We start from the raw sequence: 15,805 nt of genomic DNA, 5'->3' as shown, positions 1-15,805 counted from the left end.
CACCCCGCCTGTTAGCCGAGGGCAGCCTCGCTGGCCATGCCCACCAGGGTCACTTCCTCCGCCTGCGCGAAGATCATTTCAGTATTGCCCAGGTCCTGGGTCCAGTCGCCGGTGAGGGCGATCTCGAACCGATGGCCCTGAGCGTCCGGTTCCACATCCTTGAGGTAGGTGCGGTCCAGGTCGTGGTTATAGACCAGCTTCAGCGTATCCCCGGTACCGTCACCGAAACCCGTGTAACCCAACGCCGACACGTCGATTTTGTCGTTGTTGTTGGCGAACCGGACAATGAGGTCCACAAAACTCTGGCTGTCCGTGCGGTAGCTGTCCGTGGCCGCCGTGTAGCGGAACACGTCAGCGTCATTGATGCCGTTACGGCCATAGACCGAGAGGTTCGGGTCGTCGCCACCGCTCAACTGGTCGGCACCCGCGCCCCCGATGATCACATCCGAGCCTCTGCCGCCGTCGATACGGTCGTTACCGGCCAGGCCATAGATGACTTCCGACATTGCGCTCCCCGTGACCACATCCTTGCCGGCCGTTCCTTCGACGGTGGGGGCGGTGAACACCAGGTTGTTGCTGTTCAATTGCCCCGTCAGATTGCCTTCGAACGCCAGTTCAAAACGCTGCCCGTCAACGTCGGCATCGAAGCTTTTCAGATAGGTGCGGGTGCCGTCAGCATTGGCCTGGATCGCCAGCGTGCCGTTGTGGCCGTCGCCAAGGCCGGTGAAACCCAGTGAAATCAGGTCTACACGGTCCTGGGAGGCGTCGAAGTCCAGAATCCGGTCGCTGCCGGTTTCGGTAGCGGTGCGATAGCTGTCGCTGATCTGGCTGAAACGGAAAATGTCTGCGCCGTCCCCACCTGTCAGCACGTCACGGCCACCGGCGCCTTGCAATACATCGTCACCGCCCAGGCCGCGGATGATCTCGGCCGTGTCGTTGCCAATCAGGTGATTGGCCTCGCTGGAGCCGTCTAGGTGGTATTGGCCGTCCTGGCTGCCGAAGGTGGTGTCCAGGCTGCCATCGGCGTTCAGGCGGGTGATCACGTCGCCAGCGATGAGGATTTTGCCATCGGGCTGAACGATCGCCGAGTGGGCATAATTCTTCTCGCCTTGAGGCACCTGAATCGTGAGTTTGCCGTCCTCGCTAAAGGAGGTATCGAAGGAACCATCGGCATTCAGCCGCAGTACGTTGAAGGCGGTGTTGTCAGAACTCTCGCCGGCAATGATGATCTTGCCATCGGCTTGCACGGTTACCGCAGCGCGGTAGTCCAGCCCCAGCGCGGCATCGAAGTACACCACGCCGTCCACCCCAAACGCGGTATCCAGGTTGCCATCTGCGGCAAGTCGCTGAACGGCATAAACCGGATCGCCCGGGTCGTGGGGCCCGTCGGAGCCCACGTACAGCCAGCTGCCGAGCAATACGCTGCCGTCGGGCTGCACAACAGTGGCGATATTGCCGGTGCCGTAGTGCCCGGTCGGGTTGAGGACGAGTGTGCCGTCGACACCGAAGTTTTCCGCCGGCGTACCGCTGCTGTCCAGCTTGAACACCACCGCTTGCGAGGTGCCGCGGAGGCTGACGTATATCGAGCCATCTGCTGTGGCGTAAATCGCCATGCCATCGGTGCTGATCGGTACATCAAGGGCAGCGGCGCCGCCTTTGCCGAACGTGGTGTCCAAGGTGCCATCGAGGTTGAAGCGTTCGACTTTCAAACCCCCAAGCCCTGGCTGCGCCGACAGCACTTTTCCGTCGGCCTGCACGGCCATAACGTAGTAAGCCTCGTCTTCCGGATCCAGGCTGGCAGGCACGAGGGCGATCCCGTCCTGGCCGAAACTGTTGTCCAGGCTGCCATCGCTGTTGAGGCGCACCGCCGTAAAGCTGCCGCGTGTGCCATAGCTTTCATCGCCCGGCGAGCCCGGATAGCCAATGGCGGTCTGGAAGCTTTCGCCGCCGACGATGATCTTGCCGTCAGGCTGGAGAACGATGCTCCAGGTTTGATCACCCCCGGTGGAGGGGTCCACCTGCACGGTGCCCGGACCGGTGCGTACGGTGTAATCGATGGTGGGCTTGCTGTCGGTTGAAGCCATGACATTTTCCTTTTGACATGGAGGATGAAGGGTTTGAAGGCGTGACACCCTGGGGGTTGACCGTGACGGCATCCAAAAATGCCAACGATTTTCCCGTCGGCAGAAAGCCATCAAGGCTGTGCTAGAGGGATCGCTCGACAGACCTGCATTGCGCTGGTCGAACGTCTGACGGGCCTGACGCGATGTGACTTCAACCCTGTTCACATTGCTTAAATATTGCTGTGACACAGTTTCACGTCGCTTGATCAAGCATCCGACAGAATCAGCTGTGCAGCCCTGAGCTCCGGGCGGTTGGCGGGTTCTGTAACAAGGACTCATGAAATGAACGTCACGGTCTCACGCTCAGGGTATGCAGGACTCAATCAGGCTGCTCGCCGCCGGCCGGCACTCGCGCAATGACGGTGCTGATCACCGGGGTAGCGGGGTTTATCGGCTTTCACATGGCCAGGCGGTTGTGCAGCCTGAGCGTTCAAGTGGTCGGCATCGACAACCTGAACGATTACTACAGTGTCGACCTCAAGCGTGCCCGACTGGCGCAGCTCGAACACTTCCCCTCTTTTCAGTTTCAGCCCATCGACATCGTCGACCCACACGCCTTGCTCGGGCTGTTCAGCGCGTCCGGCTTCAACGAGGTTATTCACCTGGCGGCCCAGGCCGGTGTTCGGTATTCCATCGACCACCCGGGCGTGTACGCCAATGCCAACCTGGTCGGGTTTCTCAACGTCCTGGAAGCCTGCCGGGCGTACCCCGTGAAGCACCTCATTTATGCGTCGAGCAGTTCGGTCTACGGCGCCAACACCAAGATGCCGTTTGCCGTGGAAGACGCCGTTGAACAGCCCGTTTCCCTGTACGCCGCGACCAAGCGCGCCAACGAGCTCATGGCCTACAGCTATTCGCATCTGTACCGGATTCCGGCCACGGGGCTGCGGTTTTTTACCGTGTACGGTCCATGGGGACGGCCGGACATGGCGCTGTTCAAATTTACCCAGGCCATCCTCCAAGGCGAGCCCATCGATATCTACAACGACGGCGAGATGGCGCGGGATTTCACCTACGTGGACGACATCATCGAGTCGATGACCCGGCTGTTGCCGCTGCCGCCGCCGCTTATGGACGGTGTTGCGCCGTGTCAGCTGTTCAACATCGGGCGAGGCGAGCCGGTGAAGCTGCTCGACTTCGTCCAGTGCCTGGAGTCAGCGCTGGGGATTCAGGCCAGGCGCAACTACCTGCCGCTTCAGCCGGGCGACGTGCTGCAAACCTGGGCGGATGTCTCCGGCCTGGCGAAATGGATCGACTTCAGCCCCCAGGTGGGGCTGGAGCAGGGCGTGGCTGAATTCGTGCGCTGGTATGGCGATTTCTACCCGGGCACACAAGCGAAACAGGCCAGTCAATCAAAACAAGAGAAGCGGTGGGCGTGATGAGTGAATCGGTGTTCGTGTCGGTGTTGATCCCGGCAAAAAACGAAGCGCAAAACCTGCCTTCTTTGCTGAATGAAGTACGCACCGCGCTGGCCGGAGAGCGATACGAGGTGTTGGTGGTCGACGACGGCAGCACCGACGACACGTTGCGGGTTCTGCAGCAGATCAAGGCTTCAGGTTTTGAGCCCCTGCGAATCCTGCACCACGGGGTGTCCCTCGGGCAGAGCACCTCGATCTGGCATGCCGCCCGCGCTGCACGCGGTGAATGGCTGGCGACGCTGGACGGCGACGGCCAGAACGACCCCGCGGACCTGCCCGGCATGCTGGCGCTGGTGCGCAATACGGGGCAGGTCAACGACCGGACCCCGGGCCAGCCGATGACCTTGGTCGCAGGGCACCGCGTCAACCGCCGAGACACCGCGAGCAAGCGCTGGGCGTCCCGCTTCGCCAATGCCTTGCGCAGCCGCATGCTCAAAGATGCCACGCCCGATACCGGTTGCGGGCTGAAACTGATCCAGCGAACGGCGTTTCTGCAACTGCCTTACTTCGACCACATGCACCGCTTCATTCCCGCGTTGATCCAGCGCCATCACGGCCGAATGATCGTCCACCCGGTCCACCACCGTCATCGCCAGGCGGGCGTTTCCAACTACGGCAATCTGGACCGCGCGCTTGTCGGCATTCTCGACCTGTTCGGCGTCTGGTGGCTGGTGCGCCGCACCCGACTCAATACGCAGCCCGAGGAGATGAACGGATGAATTTCACGCGCGAAGCGCTTTGGCTCACGGTGGGATTTCTCGGTCAGGCGGTCTTTACCGGCCGCTTCGTGTTGCAGTGGCTGTACAGCGAAATCAAGAAACGCAGCGTGATTCCGGTGGGTTTCTGGTACCTGAGCATGGTGGGTAGCGCGCTGTTGCTGGCGTATGCGATCTACCGCGAAGACCCGGTATTCATCATCGGCCAGTCATTTGGCTTCGTGGTTTATCTGCGCAACCTGCAACTCATTGCCAAACACAAAGACCTGAAGGAATAGCCCGTGGGACGTTTCCAATCTCCCGCGTTGCAGTGCCTGGCGCTGGTTGCGCTTGCGCTGATTCTGGTCGGCGCCGGCTTTGGCATCCGGCAGCCGCTCAATGTCGACGAAGAACGCTTTCTGGGCGTCGCCCTGGAGATGCTGCACAGCGGCAGTTGGCTGATCCCCCATCGGGCCGGTGAAATCTACGGCGACAAGCCGCCGTTGTTCATGTGGACGGTGGCGTTCTTCACCTGGCTGACCGGCTCGTCGTCACTGGCACTCTTCATCCCGGGCCTGCTCTCGGCAGCGACTGCTACAGCGGTGTTGTACGACTTGGGGCGGCGGTTGTGGTGCCGTCGGGTGGGTCGCATTGCCGCGCTGCTGTTTCTGGCGACTTACCAGACCTACAGCATCCTGCGCACCGGCCAGATCGACAGCTTCCTCTGTCTATGGGTCGCGCTTGGTTTCTACGGCATGGTCCGGCATCTGTTGCTGGGCCCGGCGTGGGGCTGGTTCTACCTTGGGTGTCTGGCCATGGGCCTGGGCATCATCAGCAAAGGGGTGGGTTTTCTGCCGGCATTGATGCTGGTGCCCTACGCCTATGCCGTGCGCAAGGGATGGCCGGGCGTGGCCGTTATGCCGGGGCAGGGGAGACGCTGGGCGGCCGGCTTTCTGGTGGTGCTGGCGGGCTGCGCGGTCTGGGTTGTCCCGCTGCTCGCCACCGTCTGGCTCAAGGGTGGCCCTGACGAAGTGGCGTACCTGAAGGAAATCCTGTTTCACCAGACCGGTGGCCGCTACGCGTCGGCCTGGGATCACCGCGAACCGTTCTGGTATTTCCTGACCGTCGTTCCCCAGTACTGGCTGCCGCTGGTGCTGGCGCTTCCGTGGCTGGTACCCGCCTGGCGCCGCCAGCTGCGAAAGCACGACGCGCGGATCTTGCTGTTGCTGGGCTGGGTGGTCCTGGTGGTGCTGTTTTTCTGCCTGAGCACCGGCAAGCGCAAGATCTATATCTTCCCTGCGCTGCCCGGCCTGGTGCTGGCCGCGGCGCCTTTGATTCCCTGGTTGCTTCGACGCTGGTTTGGCCATCGTCCGAAGGCCCGCGCCGTGTTTGGCGTGGCGGTGGTGGCGTGGTTTTGCCTGTGGTTCGGCCGTGGGTTCGTCGAGCCGTTTACCGACGGCCCCAATCCCCACAAGCTGCTGATGGGGGAAGCGGCCCGGCTGACTGACGGCGCCGAACTGGTGCTGGTCGGCTGGCGGGAAGGCCACTGGCTGTTCGGCCGCCAGCCGGTGGTGCATTTCGGGTTCGCCGATCAATCGGCCCTTGAGCACGCGGCGCTCTGGCTGCGCAACCATCCATCTGCCTTTGCCCTGGTGCCCGCCGGCGAGCTTGAGCGGTGCTTCGTGGTGGAGAAGGCTCGCCGGTTGGGCTCGACGTCCAGGGCCGAATGGTTGATTGTCGGGGCCGATGCGGACAATGGTCGCTGCCAGCCGCCGGCGCCTGTGCGCGTTTATCGCTTCTCATGGGGTTCCGACGCGCTCTAGGCCCGTTTCGCGCACGGGCCTTTCGTTAGAAGCGGCAGCTCGGCGTCTCTACGGATCATTCACCTTCGTTCAAAACACCCTTTGAGATCCTTAATCAAACCCGGCCCGGTCGGCACCCAGCCCAACCGTTCGCGGGTTTTGCTGCTATGGCTCGCCATGTCTCGCCCGACAAAGCTCGACAGCCAGCCGAACCTAGCCATCGCCTCGTCCGCCGGCACCGACACAACGGGCAGTCCCAGGCCTTCACCCAGGGCTTCGGCGATGAGGTGGAAGGGGACGTGGCTTTCGGCGGCTGCGTGATAACGAGCGCCGGGTTGGTGTTTTTCCAGCGCGAGCCGGTACAGCCGAGCAGTGTCTGAAATGTGCGCGGCGGACCAGCGATTCCGGCCTTCATCGACGTAAGCCGAGACGCCTGTTGACACCGTGCGCGTCCTGTAGGACCGGCTTCAGCCGGGAAGGCGTCGCAAGTCACGCTGCAAGATTGATGGCGTATGGACTGGCCTCTTCCCGGCTGAAGCCGGTCCCACTGATACCGCGCGCGCCCTGTGGGACCGGTATTAGCCGGGAAGGCTTCGGTAATCACACTGAAAAATTGATGGCGTACGCACTGGCCTCTTCCCCGCTGAAGCCGGTCCTACCAGGGGTAGGCGGCGCATCGCAAATGGAGGGTGTTCAAACCGTCTCGGAAGGGTGGACCGCTTCAGGGGTGGATTCGGTCGTGGCTTCAGCACTGGCCTCAGCCAGCTTCAACCGATCGGCCTTGCTGACGTAGGTGTCTTTGTTCTTCGGCGCCAGTTTGGCACTCGCCTTTTTTGCGTTGGCTCTGAGTATCTGGTTGAGTTTCTTACGACGATTCATGCCTGTTTACCCGGTGTGCAGAGGCTGGACGGTGAAAAGGCAGGCAGTGAATCAGATCGCCGCTCGATCTGCCACATGCATCAGGCACTATTGCCCCGAACGGGCATGAAGCGTCATTGCATTCCGACCCTTTTCATTCAAGAAGAAACCGCAGAGAACCACGATGGATCTTGAAGACAGCTCGAACGTGACAACCGTGCAGGCGCTGGAAGCCATTTATGGCCCGATCGCGCCACCGTCGCTGGTCAAAGAAGTCGACCACATTCACTCGGTTTACCGGCCGTTCATCGAAGCGGCGTCCTTTCTGATTCTCGCCTCGTCAGGGCCTGGGGGACTGGATGCTTCGCCCCGGGGCGATCAGCCGGGCTTTGTGCACATCGAAGACAGCCAGACGCTGTATCTGCCGGACCGACGCGGCAACAACCGCGTCGACGCCCTGCGCAATATCGTTGAAGACCCGCGGGTCGCGCTGCTGTTTCTGGTCCCGGGCGTCGGCGAAACCCTGCGCGTCAACGGCACGGCACAGATATCCATCGCGCCCGATCTGCTGGCGCGTTTTGCGGTCGAGGGGAAAGCGCCGAAATCGGTGCTGCGCATCAACGTCACCAGCGTGTATTTCCAGTGCAGCCGGGCGGTGATCAGGGCAGGGCTGTGGGATGCGTCAAAGCAGGTACCGCGCAGCACACTGCCGACGGCGGGGCAGATTCTCAAAGAGGTGTCCCAAGCGGCCATCGACGGCGAAGCATATGACAAGGCGCTGCCGGGCAGGATCGCCGACACGCTGTACTAACCAATCCGATCCGATCCACACCCGCGGCGCGCCATGAGACTTGCCCGGGGATGGCTCGCGAATGGATTGCGCCTTACCATTGATGCCCGTCTTCGATCAAAGCGACGCCGTGCCGTGAACATCAACTTCGACCTCAATGACCTCCAGGCTTTTCGCGCAGTGGTTGAAAACCAGGGATTTCGCCGGGCCGCCGAGTCCATCCGCATCACCCAGTCGGCGCTGAGCCGCCGCATCGAAAAGCTGGAGTCCGCCCTGGGGGTCAAGCTGTTTGAGCGGACCACGCGAAAGGTTTCGTTGACCAACGTGGGGCGAGCGTTTCTGCCCCAGGTCGAACGTCTCCTGGATGACCTGGATCTGGCGCTGCTCAGCATCGGCGACGGCGGCGCCAACCGCAGGGGCACGCTGACCGTGGCCTGCGTGCCTTCAGCGGCCTACTACTTCTTGCCCCATGCGATACGCAGCTTTCACGGGCAATACCCGCTGATGAAGATCAGACTCATCGACGTGTCGGCCAATGAGGTGAGTGCGGCGGTGGCTGCTGGCGAGGCCGATTTCGGAGTGAGTTTCACCGGCAACCTCGCGCCGGAAATCGAGTTCAGTCCGCTGCTCGAAGAGCACTACGTGATTGCCTGCCGCCGCGACCATCCGCTGGCCGTCCTCGACACTGTCACCTGGGCCCAGGCGTGCGAACACGACTGCATCACGCTGGATAAATCTTCGGGCAATCGTCTGGTGCTGGATCGCGCGCTTTCCGGTTTTCAGCCGGGCAGGAACAGCGTTTGCGAAGCACGCCACGTGACGACGGTGCTTGGCCTGGTCGAGGCGGGGCTCGGCATTGCGGTGGTGCCGTCCATTGCCATGCCGATTTCTGCCCACCCGATCCTGGCGAAAGTGAGGCTGGTGGAGCCGGAGGTGGTCAGGCAGATGGGGGTGCTAAAACGCCGCGGACGCACATTGACGCCCGCGGCACTGGAGCTGGAACAGCGGATTCGCGCGCTGCCCGGGACGTTACCGCGGGACTGAGTCCAGGCCGGTCTCGCGAATGCTGGCCTGGGCGTCGGGGAAGAGAGAAACTTCAGCAGCTCCTTCGCTTCAACGGGGTGATCGGCATTTTTCGGAATACCCGCCGCATAGCGGGTCACCGATTGCACGTCTTCCGGAATCTTGCCGACGAAGGTCACGCCGGGGATCGGCAACAATTCGGCGACCTGCTGGAAGCCGAGCTGGTAGTCACCCTTGGCCACAACGGAGGCCACCGGAATGCGTTCGATCATCTTGCTTTTGGTCGCCATCTGCGGCTGAACGCCGAGTTTCCTGAACAACTCTTTCTCGATGTAGACGCCGCTTGCGCTGTCTGAATAGGCCACTGAACTGGCCGCCAGCAAGGTGTCTTTCAGCTCCGCATCCGTGGTGATGGCAGGTTTGTCTGCGCCGGCCTTCACCACCATGCCGATGCGCGAGTCCGCGAGTTCGACACGCGAGGCGGCGTCAACCTTGCCTTGCTTGATCAAGTCATCCAGGGCGTAGCCCACCATGATCACCACGTCCGCGTGCTCGCCGCGGCTCAACCGGTTGGGGATGGCTTCCGCCGCTTTGCCCATCGACGGGCCGAGCACCGTTTTCAGTGTGTTGCCGCTGTGCTCGGCGTATTGCGGTCCCAAGTGTTGATAGGCGGCAGTGAAGCCGCCGGAGGTCATGACGGTCAGCTCTTCGGCGTAGGCAAGATTGCCGTAGGCGCAGCTGGCCAGCGCGATCACGCAGAGGGGTTTTAGTACAGCGTTCATGACAGGGTCCTTCAAGCAGTGGCAAGTGACTGAGTGGCGAGACGGCGGTACAGCACCAGCGTCGCGGTAAAGGCGCACAGAGCGGCGAAGATCATCCAGTAGGCCGGCGCTGCCTTGTCGCCGGTCAGGTGAATGAGCCAGGTGGAAACAGCCGGCGTGAAGCCGCCGAAGATCGCCGTCGCCAGGCTGTAGGCGAGGGAGAAACCGGCGACGCGCACTTCGACGGGCATCATTTCGGTGAGGGCGGGAATCATCGCGCCGTTGTAAATGCCGTAGAGAAATGAAAACCACAGCAGCACTTCGAGCATGTGGGCAAAGGTCGGCGCCTGGGCCAGGAATGACAGCGCCGGATACGCCGTGACCAGCGTCAGCAATGACATCGCCAGCAGCAGCGGCTTGCGCCCCAGTCGGTCGCTCAGCGCGCCGCCGATGGGCAGCCAGCAGAAGTTCGACACCCCCACCAGCAGTGTCACGATCAGCGCATCGCTGGTGCTCAGCTGCAGCACCGAGCGGCCGAAGGTCGGGGCGTAGACGGTGATCATGTAAAAGGCGGTGGTGGTCATTGCCACCATCAACATGCCGAGGATGACCACACTGGCATTGCCGAGCAGTGTTGCGAACACTTCCTTCATCGTCGGGCGATGTTTGCGCGTGGTGAACTCAGCGGTTTCTTCGAGGCTGCGGCGCAGCAGGAAGATGAACGGAATGATCAGGCAGCCGACGGCAAATGGAATGCGCCAGCCCCACGCCGACAGCTCGGCCGGGGCCAGCCATTGATTGAGGCCGTAACCCAGGGCGGCGGCGACAACGATGGCCACCTGCTGACTGGCTGATTGCCAACTGGCGTAGAAACCTTTGCGCCCCGGCGTTGCCATTTCGGCGAGATAGACGGACACGCCGCCCATCTCTGCGCCTGCGGAGAATCCCTGCAGCAGCCTCCCGAGCAAGACCAGTGCCGGTGCCCACAGGCCGATCGTGGCGTAACCCGGCACCAGGACAATCAGCAGCGTGCCACTGGCCATGATTGCCAGCGTCACGATCAGGCCGCGGCGGCGCCCGACATCGTCGATGTACGCGCCCAGCAGCACAGCGCCCAGTGGCCGCATCAGAAAACCTGCGCCGAAGACAGCGAAGGTCATCATCAACGAGGCGAACTCGTTGCCGGCGGGAAAGAAGGCGGAGGCGATCTGGGTGGCGTAGAAGCCGAAGAGGAAAAAGTCGAACTGTTCAAGAAAGTTTCCGGAGGTGACCCGGAAGACCATTCCTGCCCTGGACTTCCCGGAGGAGGTCTGGCTTGGCGGTTGATGCATGTTGTTCTCCAGCGTTTTTTTTGAGTTTGTAAGCGCTTGTAACTGGAGATTCTGTGGCAATTTTCAGACGACGATAATCGTTATTTTTTCATCCTTTGATGCATGGATCAGATCAATCCTGAGGCGGCAGGGGGTGCTCCCAAGTCATGCAATTGTCGGCAGCCGTGAGCCACGGCCACCGACAGAACCACTAGCTGGCCTGGGTGCCTTTCAGCATCAGCGCCTCGACATCGGGCTGAACCTGGTTCACCGCGCCGAGGTATTCAATCAGCTCGGCTGCCCGACTGCCGCGCAATCCTGCGGTGGTCAGGGACTTGTCGCGCACGTAGGTGTAGAGCCCGGAAACGGCGAACGTCTTGAGCTGGGCAATGTGCTTTGACTGCTCAGGCAAGGTGTTCTGGAACACGTCACTCTGGAAAAAACCACGACGCGCCAGCGGCGAGGTGAACGCGATTTCCAGCACGGCCAATTCCGCGCGCGCCGGGTTGGCGAAGTGCGCAACGTTGGGCGCAGGTGGGTGCTGGCCGTCGTTTTCGAATGGCTCGCACAGGTGCAGACAGACTTTAACCACCCCTTCAGCGCTTGCCAGCAGCGGGCCCAGGTTCGACTTCAAGTAGGCATGCAACTGCGGCAGTGTTTCGCGGGGGCTGAAGTGCACGTGAATGCGGTCGAAGGTGTCGGTGCCGTTGAAGCGCTCATCCGCCAGCGCGTTGGTCAGGGTCAGCGAGCCTTGGGGCAGGGCGTACGCCAGGGTTTCGTCGAACATGTTCTGCTCGTCCGAAAACAGGATCGGGCTGGCCTGCTGAAACTGCTTCTGATCTGCAGCGGATTCAAAACCGATCTCCACCCCACCGTCCAGTTCGTAATCCTGAATCTCGTTGATGCCATCAGCGAGGGGCCAGAGGTGCGCGTCCTGCTGCCGGGAGAAATGGTGCTGGATGTACAAGCCCAAGCCAGGCAGTCGCGAGCACAGCGGGCCATGGACATCGCGCCAGTAGTGAGCGAATACATCATGGGGCACGCGCTCCCGGCGTTTCACGGTGGTGTAGCTGTTGATCTCGATCATGGGGCACCTGTCAGTCGGGAAATGTTCAGTCGTAGTGATCGGATGCAGGTGCCGCTGCAGGGTTCAACGTTTCTACACGGCGACGTCGTTCGCCGTTTGCGTGATGTGAATGTCCGTCAGCCCGAGCTGGCCGGCCTGTTCGGTGATCTCATCCGGCAGGGCATCCGCATTGGGCATGATCAGGCTGTTTTCGCTGTCGCCGAAATGCAGCTCAAGCAGGTGCATCGCGGCTTCGCTCACCGACAGCTCAGGCTGATTCAGCTCGAAGCGGTGGTGGCGGGGCTGGTCTTTGAAGCGATAGTCGACTGAGAAGAGGGGCATGGAAGTCTCCATAAATGAAAAACGCGGATTGGGTTATTTACCGTTTTGTCTGTGCCTGACGTACATCACCGCCGTGCCACTGGACGCGGGTCTGGCCTGCAACTCGAAGGCTTGTGGGTAGCCCTTGATCAGGTCGCTGAGCTTTCTGTAGCCGTGGGTGCGCGGGTCGAATTCCGGCCGCAGCTTGGTGATGTTGGTGCCCAGGGCGCCGAGCTGGACCCATCCGTCTTCATCGGCGATGTCGTCGAGGATTTTCGCGATAAACCCGATAGGTGCTTTGGGACGTTTCGGGGTTTCTGCCGCTGCGGGCTTCGCCACATCTGACTGCGCGGGGGCATCGAGGGTTTGCTCTGCGCTGGCGGCGGCGATCACCTCTTCGCGCAGCAGTTCGATGTAGATGAATTTGTCGCACGCCGCCACGAACGGCCGGGGTGTTTTCTCTTCTCCAAAGCCGATCACGGTCAGGCCCTCTTCGCGCAATCGCGAGGCCAGGCGGGTGAAATCGCTGTCGCTGGAGACCAGACAAAAGCCGTCGAAGCGCCGCGTGTACAGCAGGTCCATGGCGTCGATGATCAGCGAGCTGTCGGTGGCGTTCTTGCCCTTGGTGTAAGCGAACTGCTGGATGGGCTGGATCGAGTGGTCCAGCAGGACCTTCTTCCAGCCGCCGAGCTGCGGCCCGGTCCAGTCGCCATAGATGCGCTTGACGCTGGCGACGCCATATTTGGCGATTTCTTCGAACAAGCCTTCGACGATGGCGGCGGGGGCGTTGTCCGCATCAATGAGAACGGCGAGGTGCTTTTGAGCGTGGCTGGCGGTATGAGCGGCCATGGATCTTCCTTGAGTAGGGGATGCCACACCATACCGCCAAACCCTGCTTTCAGACAGGCAACGAATCAGGGCTCCTGCGGCACCGTGATCAATTCGGCGAGCCGCAGGCCACGTCAGACTATTCCGGAACGGGCGTGGGCAAGTCTGCGCCGCTGTGCCAGGCGTGGAGGTTGGCCATGACCAGATCGGACATCGCCTGCCGGGTGTCCCACGTGGCGCTGGCCATGTGCGGGGTGAGCAAGACGTTGTCCAGATCAAGCAGCGCAGCGGCGGGGTGCGGCTCGTTTTCGTAGACGTCCAGTGCCGCGCCCGCCAAACGACCCTCGGCGAGGGCTTGGGCGAGGGCATTTTCATCAACCACGCTGCCACGGCCGACATTGATCAGATAGCCCTTGGGGCCCAAGGCTTCGAGCACCTCCGCGCCCACCAGATGGTGGGTGCTGGCGCCGCCGCCGACCGCCACCACGAGGAAATCCACCGCTGCTGCCAGTTCTACCGCCGACGCGTAATAGGTGAACTCGACGTCCTGCGGCCGTCGCCCGGTGTAGGCGATCGACATGTCAAAACCCTGGGCCCGGCGGGCGATGGCGGCCCCAATACGGCCCAGACCAATGATGCCCAATCGCGCCCGGCTGACTTTGCGACTGAAGGCGATGGGGCCGCTTGCCCAGGCGCCCGAGCGAGTGAAACGGTCGGCCTTGCGCAGGTTGCGGGCGATGCCCAGCATCAAGGCCATGGCGAAATCCGCCACGTCCTCGGTGAGTACGTCGGGGGTGTGGGTGACACGAATGCCCCTATGACGGGCCGCCGCCATGTCCACGCCGTCGTAGCCCACGCCGAACACGACGATGACTTCCAGCGCAGGCAGGCTGTCGATCAACTGACGGCTGACCGTGGATTCACCATTGGCGACCATGGCGCGGATGTCGGCGGTGGATTGGCCGACGCCAGTGCCGTCCTGATCGGCTTCCACCACTTCGTAGGTCGCGTACAGCGCGTCATCGAGCATGGCCGGCAAGCGGGCGATTTTAAGGAGCCTTGGCTTCATCTAGACCTCGGGTGATGTGAGTGGCAGGAGCAGCGGCAGCAGTTGCGGTGGCAGCGACAGGCGCTGCACGTGGCGCGCGAGCCAGGAACAGTCCCAGCACACCGCCCACCAACAGAGCGGCGGAAACCAACAGCAACGCATAGTCGTAACTCTGCGTGGCGTCCTTGATCCAGCCCATGACGGGCGGCAGGCCAAGGCCGGCGATGTTGGCGATGGAGTTGATCAGCGCAATGGACGCCGCGGCCGCAGCGCCCGAAAGGTATTCGGTCGTCGTCGCCCAGAACACCGGCGTGGCCGCCCAGTTCAGGCCGACCGCCACCACCAGCAATCCGTAGGCCAGCCACGGATTGCTGGTCCACACCGCCAGCGCCAGCAGCACTCCGGCCGCCATCAGCGGCAGCGCCAGGTGCCAGCCACGCTCGCCCTTGCGGTCGGAATGGATGCCGTTGAAATACATGAATACGCAGGCAAACAGGAACGGCAGCGCCGACAGCACGCTGACGGTGAACGATTCCTGGCCGGACACCGATTTGACGATCAGCGGCAAAAACAGCGTGATGCCAATGGTGCCGAACGCTTGCAGCAGCCAGAACAGGCTCAACAGCCAGACCTGACGGCTGCGAAACGCAGTCTGCCAGGCGGCATGGTGGGAAATCGGCGAGTTCGCCTGTTCAGCCGCGATGGTGCGGCTCAGCCACTCCTTCTGATCAGCCTGCAGCCAGTGTGTGCTTTGCGGCGAATCCGGCAGGTAGCGCAACACGACGATGCCGAGGATCACCGCCGGCAGGCCTTCCAGCAGAAACAGCCAGCGCCAGCCGCTGACGCCGAAATACCCGTCCAGGTGCAGAAACGCCCCCGACAGCGGCAAGCCAATCACTGACGCCAGGGCGGCGCCGATATAGAAGAACGACATGGCTTTGGCCCGATCGGTCTTCGGGTACCACTGCGACAGGTAATAAATGATGCCCGGGGTAAAACCTGCCTCGGCGGCGCCCAGCAGCAGGCGCATGCCGTACAGCTGATTCGCGCTCTGCACGAACGCCATGCCCGCGGCAACAATGCCCCAGGTGATCATGATCCGCGCAATCCAGCGCCGCGCGCCGACCCGCGTGAGAATGACGCTGCTGGGGACTTCAAGAAGGATGTAGGTCAGAAAGAAAAGCCCCACGCCGATGCCGTACATGCGGGCGGTCAGGCCCAGCTCGGCATTCATCTGCAATGCGGCAACGGAAATGTTCGACTTGTCGATGTACGCGACCATGTACAGCAGCATCAGGAAGGGGATCAACTTGAGGTTGAGGCGCTTCATGGTGCTGGCGTGCAGGCCCGAATCCAGAGATGGCGTGGGCATGGGACTTCCTGTTGTTTTTATAAAGGGAGCTGATAGGGAGCACTGACGTCCACCATAGACGACATGTCCAGATACCTCAATATGTGATTATCAGTCCCATATAGTGGGATCTCTCGAGTTGAGGCTGATCCGAGATCTCGAGCAATGCGCAGGAACTGTGGGAGTGAGCTTGCTCACGAAGGTGCCGGGACATTTGGCCACTTTCTCCGCGGACTGAAGATGGCCTTCGCGAGCAAGCTCGCTCCCACGGGATCGAGGAACGGCTCGAGATTTCGAGTGATGGGCAAGGCGTGTGGGAGTGCTTCCACGGGATCGCGGAACGGCTTGAGCTTTCGAGTCATGGGCAAGAGGTGCGGGAGTGCTCCGACGGGATCGCGGGACGGCTTGAGA

At 61.9% G+C, this 15,805-nt stretch carries 15 protein-coding genes and 1 pseudogene; 6 read left to right on the top strand and 10 right to left on the bottom strand.

Features of this window, described 5'->3' with window-relative positions; genetic code table 11:
• Positions 1-11: 11 nt before the first annotated feature.
• Positions 12-2,084 (bottom strand): calcium-binding protein, encoded by a 2,073-nt coding sequence (locus JN403_RS19030; RefSeq protein WP_205483794.1) that lies wholly within the window; start codon positions 2,082-2,084, stop codon positions 12-14.
• 395 nt (positions 2,085-2,479) lie between these two features.
• Between JN403_RS19030 and JN403_RS19025 the strand changes: the two genes are divergently transcribed.
• Genes JN403_RS19025 through JN403_RS19010 form a run of 4 tightly spaced genes read left to right on the top strand, consistent with a single transcriptional unit; the run spans position 2,480 to position 6,059 of the window.
• Positions 2,480-3,502 (top strand): NAD-dependent epimerase/dehydratase family protein, encoded by a 1,023-nt coding sequence (locus tag JN403_RS19025; protein WP_205483792.1) that lies wholly within the window; start codon positions 2,480-2,482, stop codon positions 3,500-3,502.
• On the top strand, positions 3,502-4,260 hold the full coding sequence (locus tag JN403_RS19020; RefSeq protein ID WP_205483790.1) for a glycosyltransferase family 2 protein: 759 nt from the start codon (positions 3,502-3,504) through the stop codon (positions 4,258-4,260). Before JN403_RS19025 ends, JN403_RS19020 begins: the two co-directional genes overlap by 1 nt.
• Entirely contained in the window at positions 4,257-4,535 is a 279-nt protein-coding gene (locus JN403_RS19015) for a lipid-A-disaccharide synthase N-terminal domain-containing protein (RefSeq protein ID WP_122534684.1), read from the top strand. Before JN403_RS19020 ends, JN403_RS19015 begins: the two co-directional genes overlap by 4 nt.
• 3 nt (positions 4,536-4,538) lie before the next feature.
• The gene (locus JN403_RS19010; protein ID WP_205483788.1) at positions 4,539-6,059 is read left to right on the top strand and encodes a glycosyltransferase family 39 protein; all 1,521 of its coding nucleotides are present in this window, start codon (positions 4,539-4,541) and stop codon (positions 6,057-6,059) included.
• A gap of 59 nt (positions 6,060-6,118) precedes the next feature.
• Here JN403_RS19010 and JN403_RS19005 read toward each other — a convergent pair whose 3' ends face one another.
• The gene (locus JN403_RS19005) at positions 6,119-6,481 is read right to left on the bottom strand and encodes a hypothetical protein (RefSeq protein WP_240356670.1); all 363 of its coding nucleotides are present in this window, start codon (positions 6,479-6,481) and stop codon (positions 6,119-6,121) included.
• 250 nt (positions 6,482-6,731) lie between these two features.
• Positions 6,732-6,917, bottom strand: coding sequence for a DUF2986 domain-containing protein (locus JN403_RS19000; RefSeq protein WP_205483786.1), 186 nt, complete (start codon positions 6,915-6,917; stop codon positions 6,732-6,734).
• A gap of 163 nt (positions 6,918-7,080) precedes the next feature.
• Here JN403_RS19000 and JN403_RS18995 point away from each other — a divergent pair, with 163 nt between their 5' ends.
• Both JN403_RS18995 and JN403_RS18990 read left to right on the top strand, forming a co-directional pair.
• The gene (locus tag JN403_RS18995; protein ID WP_205483784.1) at positions 7,081-7,707 is read left to right on the top strand and encodes a pyridoxamine 5'-phosphate oxidase family protein; all 627 of its coding nucleotides are present in this window, start codon (positions 7,081-7,083) and stop codon (positions 7,705-7,707) included.
• Positions 7,708-7,821: 114 nt separating this feature from the next.
• Entirely contained in the window at positions 7,822-8,730 is a 909-nt protein-coding gene (locus JN403_RS18990) for a LysR family transcriptional regulator (protein WP_205483782.1), read from the top strand.
• Here JN403_RS18990 and JN403_RS18985 read toward each other — a convergent pair.
• The 7 genes and pseudogenes from JN403_RS18985 to JN403_RS18955 all read right to left on the bottom strand — a co-directional run bounded on the left by JN403_RS18985 (position 8,716) and on the right by JN403_RS18955 (position 15,415).
• Positions 8,716-9,491 (bottom strand): annotated as a pseudogene (locus JN403_RS18985) (substrate-binding domain-containing protein). The gene JN403_RS18990 and the pseudogene JN403_RS18985 sit on opposite strands and share 15 nt — an antisense overlap.
• A gap of 11 nt (positions 9,492-9,502) precedes the next feature.
• Positions 9,503-10,801: an MFS transporter gene (locus tag JN403_RS18980; RefSeq protein WP_122623863.1), complete on the bottom strand. Its 1,299-nt coding sequence runs from the start codon at positions 10,799-10,801 to the stop codon at positions 9,503-9,505.
• A 190-nt stretch (positions 10,802-10,991) separates the two neighbouring features.
• Entirely contained in the window at positions 10,992-11,867 is an 876-nt protein-coding gene (locus tag JN403_RS18975; protein WP_205483780.1) for an EthD domain-containing protein, read from the bottom strand.
• 72 nt (positions 11,868-11,939) lie between these two features.
• Entirely contained in the window at positions 11,940-12,188 is a 249-nt protein-coding gene (locus JN403_RS18970; protein ID WP_205483778.1) for a hypothetical protein, read from the bottom strand.
• Between the two features lie 33 nt (positions 12,189-12,221).
• Positions 12,222-13,016, bottom strand: a complete 795-nt coding sequence (locus JN403_RS18965) for an NYN domain-containing protein (RefSeq protein WP_205483776.1) — start codon at positions 13,014-13,016, stop codon at positions 12,222-12,224.
• Between the two features lie 118 nt (positions 13,017-13,134).
• A complete protein-coding gene (locus JN403_RS18960; RefSeq protein WP_205483774.1) occupies positions 13,135-14,064 on the bottom strand; it encodes a 2-hydroxyacid dehydrogenase in 930 nt (309 codons plus the stop codon).
• A complete protein-coding gene (locus JN403_RS18955; RefSeq protein WP_205483772.1) occupies positions 14,045-15,415 on the bottom strand; it encodes an MFS transporter in 1,371 nt (456 codons plus the stop codon). The genes JN403_RS18960 and JN403_RS18955 overlap by 20 nt, the downstream gene beginning before the upstream one ends.
• Between the last annotated feature and the right edge of the window lie 390 nt (positions 15,416-15,805).

Origin of the sequence: Pseudomonas sp. 15A4, from assembly GCF_016925575.1 — a bacterium.
Taxonomy (GTDB): Bacteria; Pseudomonadota; Gammaproteobacteria; order Pseudomonadales; family Pseudomonadaceae; genus Aquipseudomonas.
This window is presented reverse-complemented; position numbering and strand designations above follow the sequence as displayed.

Bases quoted from the DNA above. Each gene is read 5' to 3' on its own strand.
- JN403_RS19020 (WP_205483790.1), top strand. From the start codon at position 3,502: ATGAGTGAATCGGTGTTCGTGTCGGTGTTGATCCCGGCAAAAAACGAA.
- JN403_RS18960 (WP_205483774.1), bottom strand. From the start codon at position 14,064: ATGAAGCCAAGGCTCCTTAAAATCGCCCGCTTGCCGGCCATGCTCGAT.
- JN403_RS18975 (WP_205483780.1), bottom strand. From the start codon at position 11,867: ATGATCGAGATCAACAGCTACACCACCGTGAAACGCCGGGAGCGCGTG.
- JN403_RS18980 (WP_122623863.1), bottom strand. From the start codon at position 10,801: ATGCATCAACCGCCAAGCCAGACCTCCTCCGGGAAGTCCAGGGCAGGA.
- JN403_RS18965 (WP_205483776.1), bottom strand. From the start codon at position 13,016: ATGGCCGCTCATACCGCCAGCCACGCTCAAAAGCACCTCGCCGTTCTC.
- JN403_RS19015 (WP_122534684.1), top strand. From the start codon at position 4,257: ATGAATTTCACGCGCGAAGCGCTTTGGCTCACGGTGGGATTTCTCGGT.
- JN403_RS19030 (WP_205483794.1), bottom strand. From the start codon at position 2,084: ATGGCTTCAACCGACAGCAAGCCCACCATCGATTACACCGTACGCACC.
- JN403_RS19025 (WP_205483792.1), top strand. From the start codon at position 2,480: ATGACGGTGCTGATCACCGGGGTAGCGGGGTTTATCGGCTTTCACATG.
- JN403_RS19000 (WP_205483786.1), bottom strand. From the start codon at position 6,917: ATGAATCGTCGTAAGAAACTCAACCAGATACTCAGAGCCAACGCAAAA.
- JN403_RS18955 (WP_205483772.1), bottom strand. From the start codon at position 15,415: ATGCCCACGCCATCTCTGGATTCGGGCCTGCACGCCAGCACCATGAAG.
- JN403_RS18995 (WP_205483784.1), top strand. From the start codon at position 7,081: ATGGATCTTGAAGACAGCTCGAACGTGACAACCGTGCAGGCGCTGGAA.
- JN403_RS18970 (WP_205483778.1), bottom strand. From the start codon at position 12,188: ATGCCCCTCTTCTCAGTCGACTATCGCTTCAAAGACCAGCCCCGCCAC.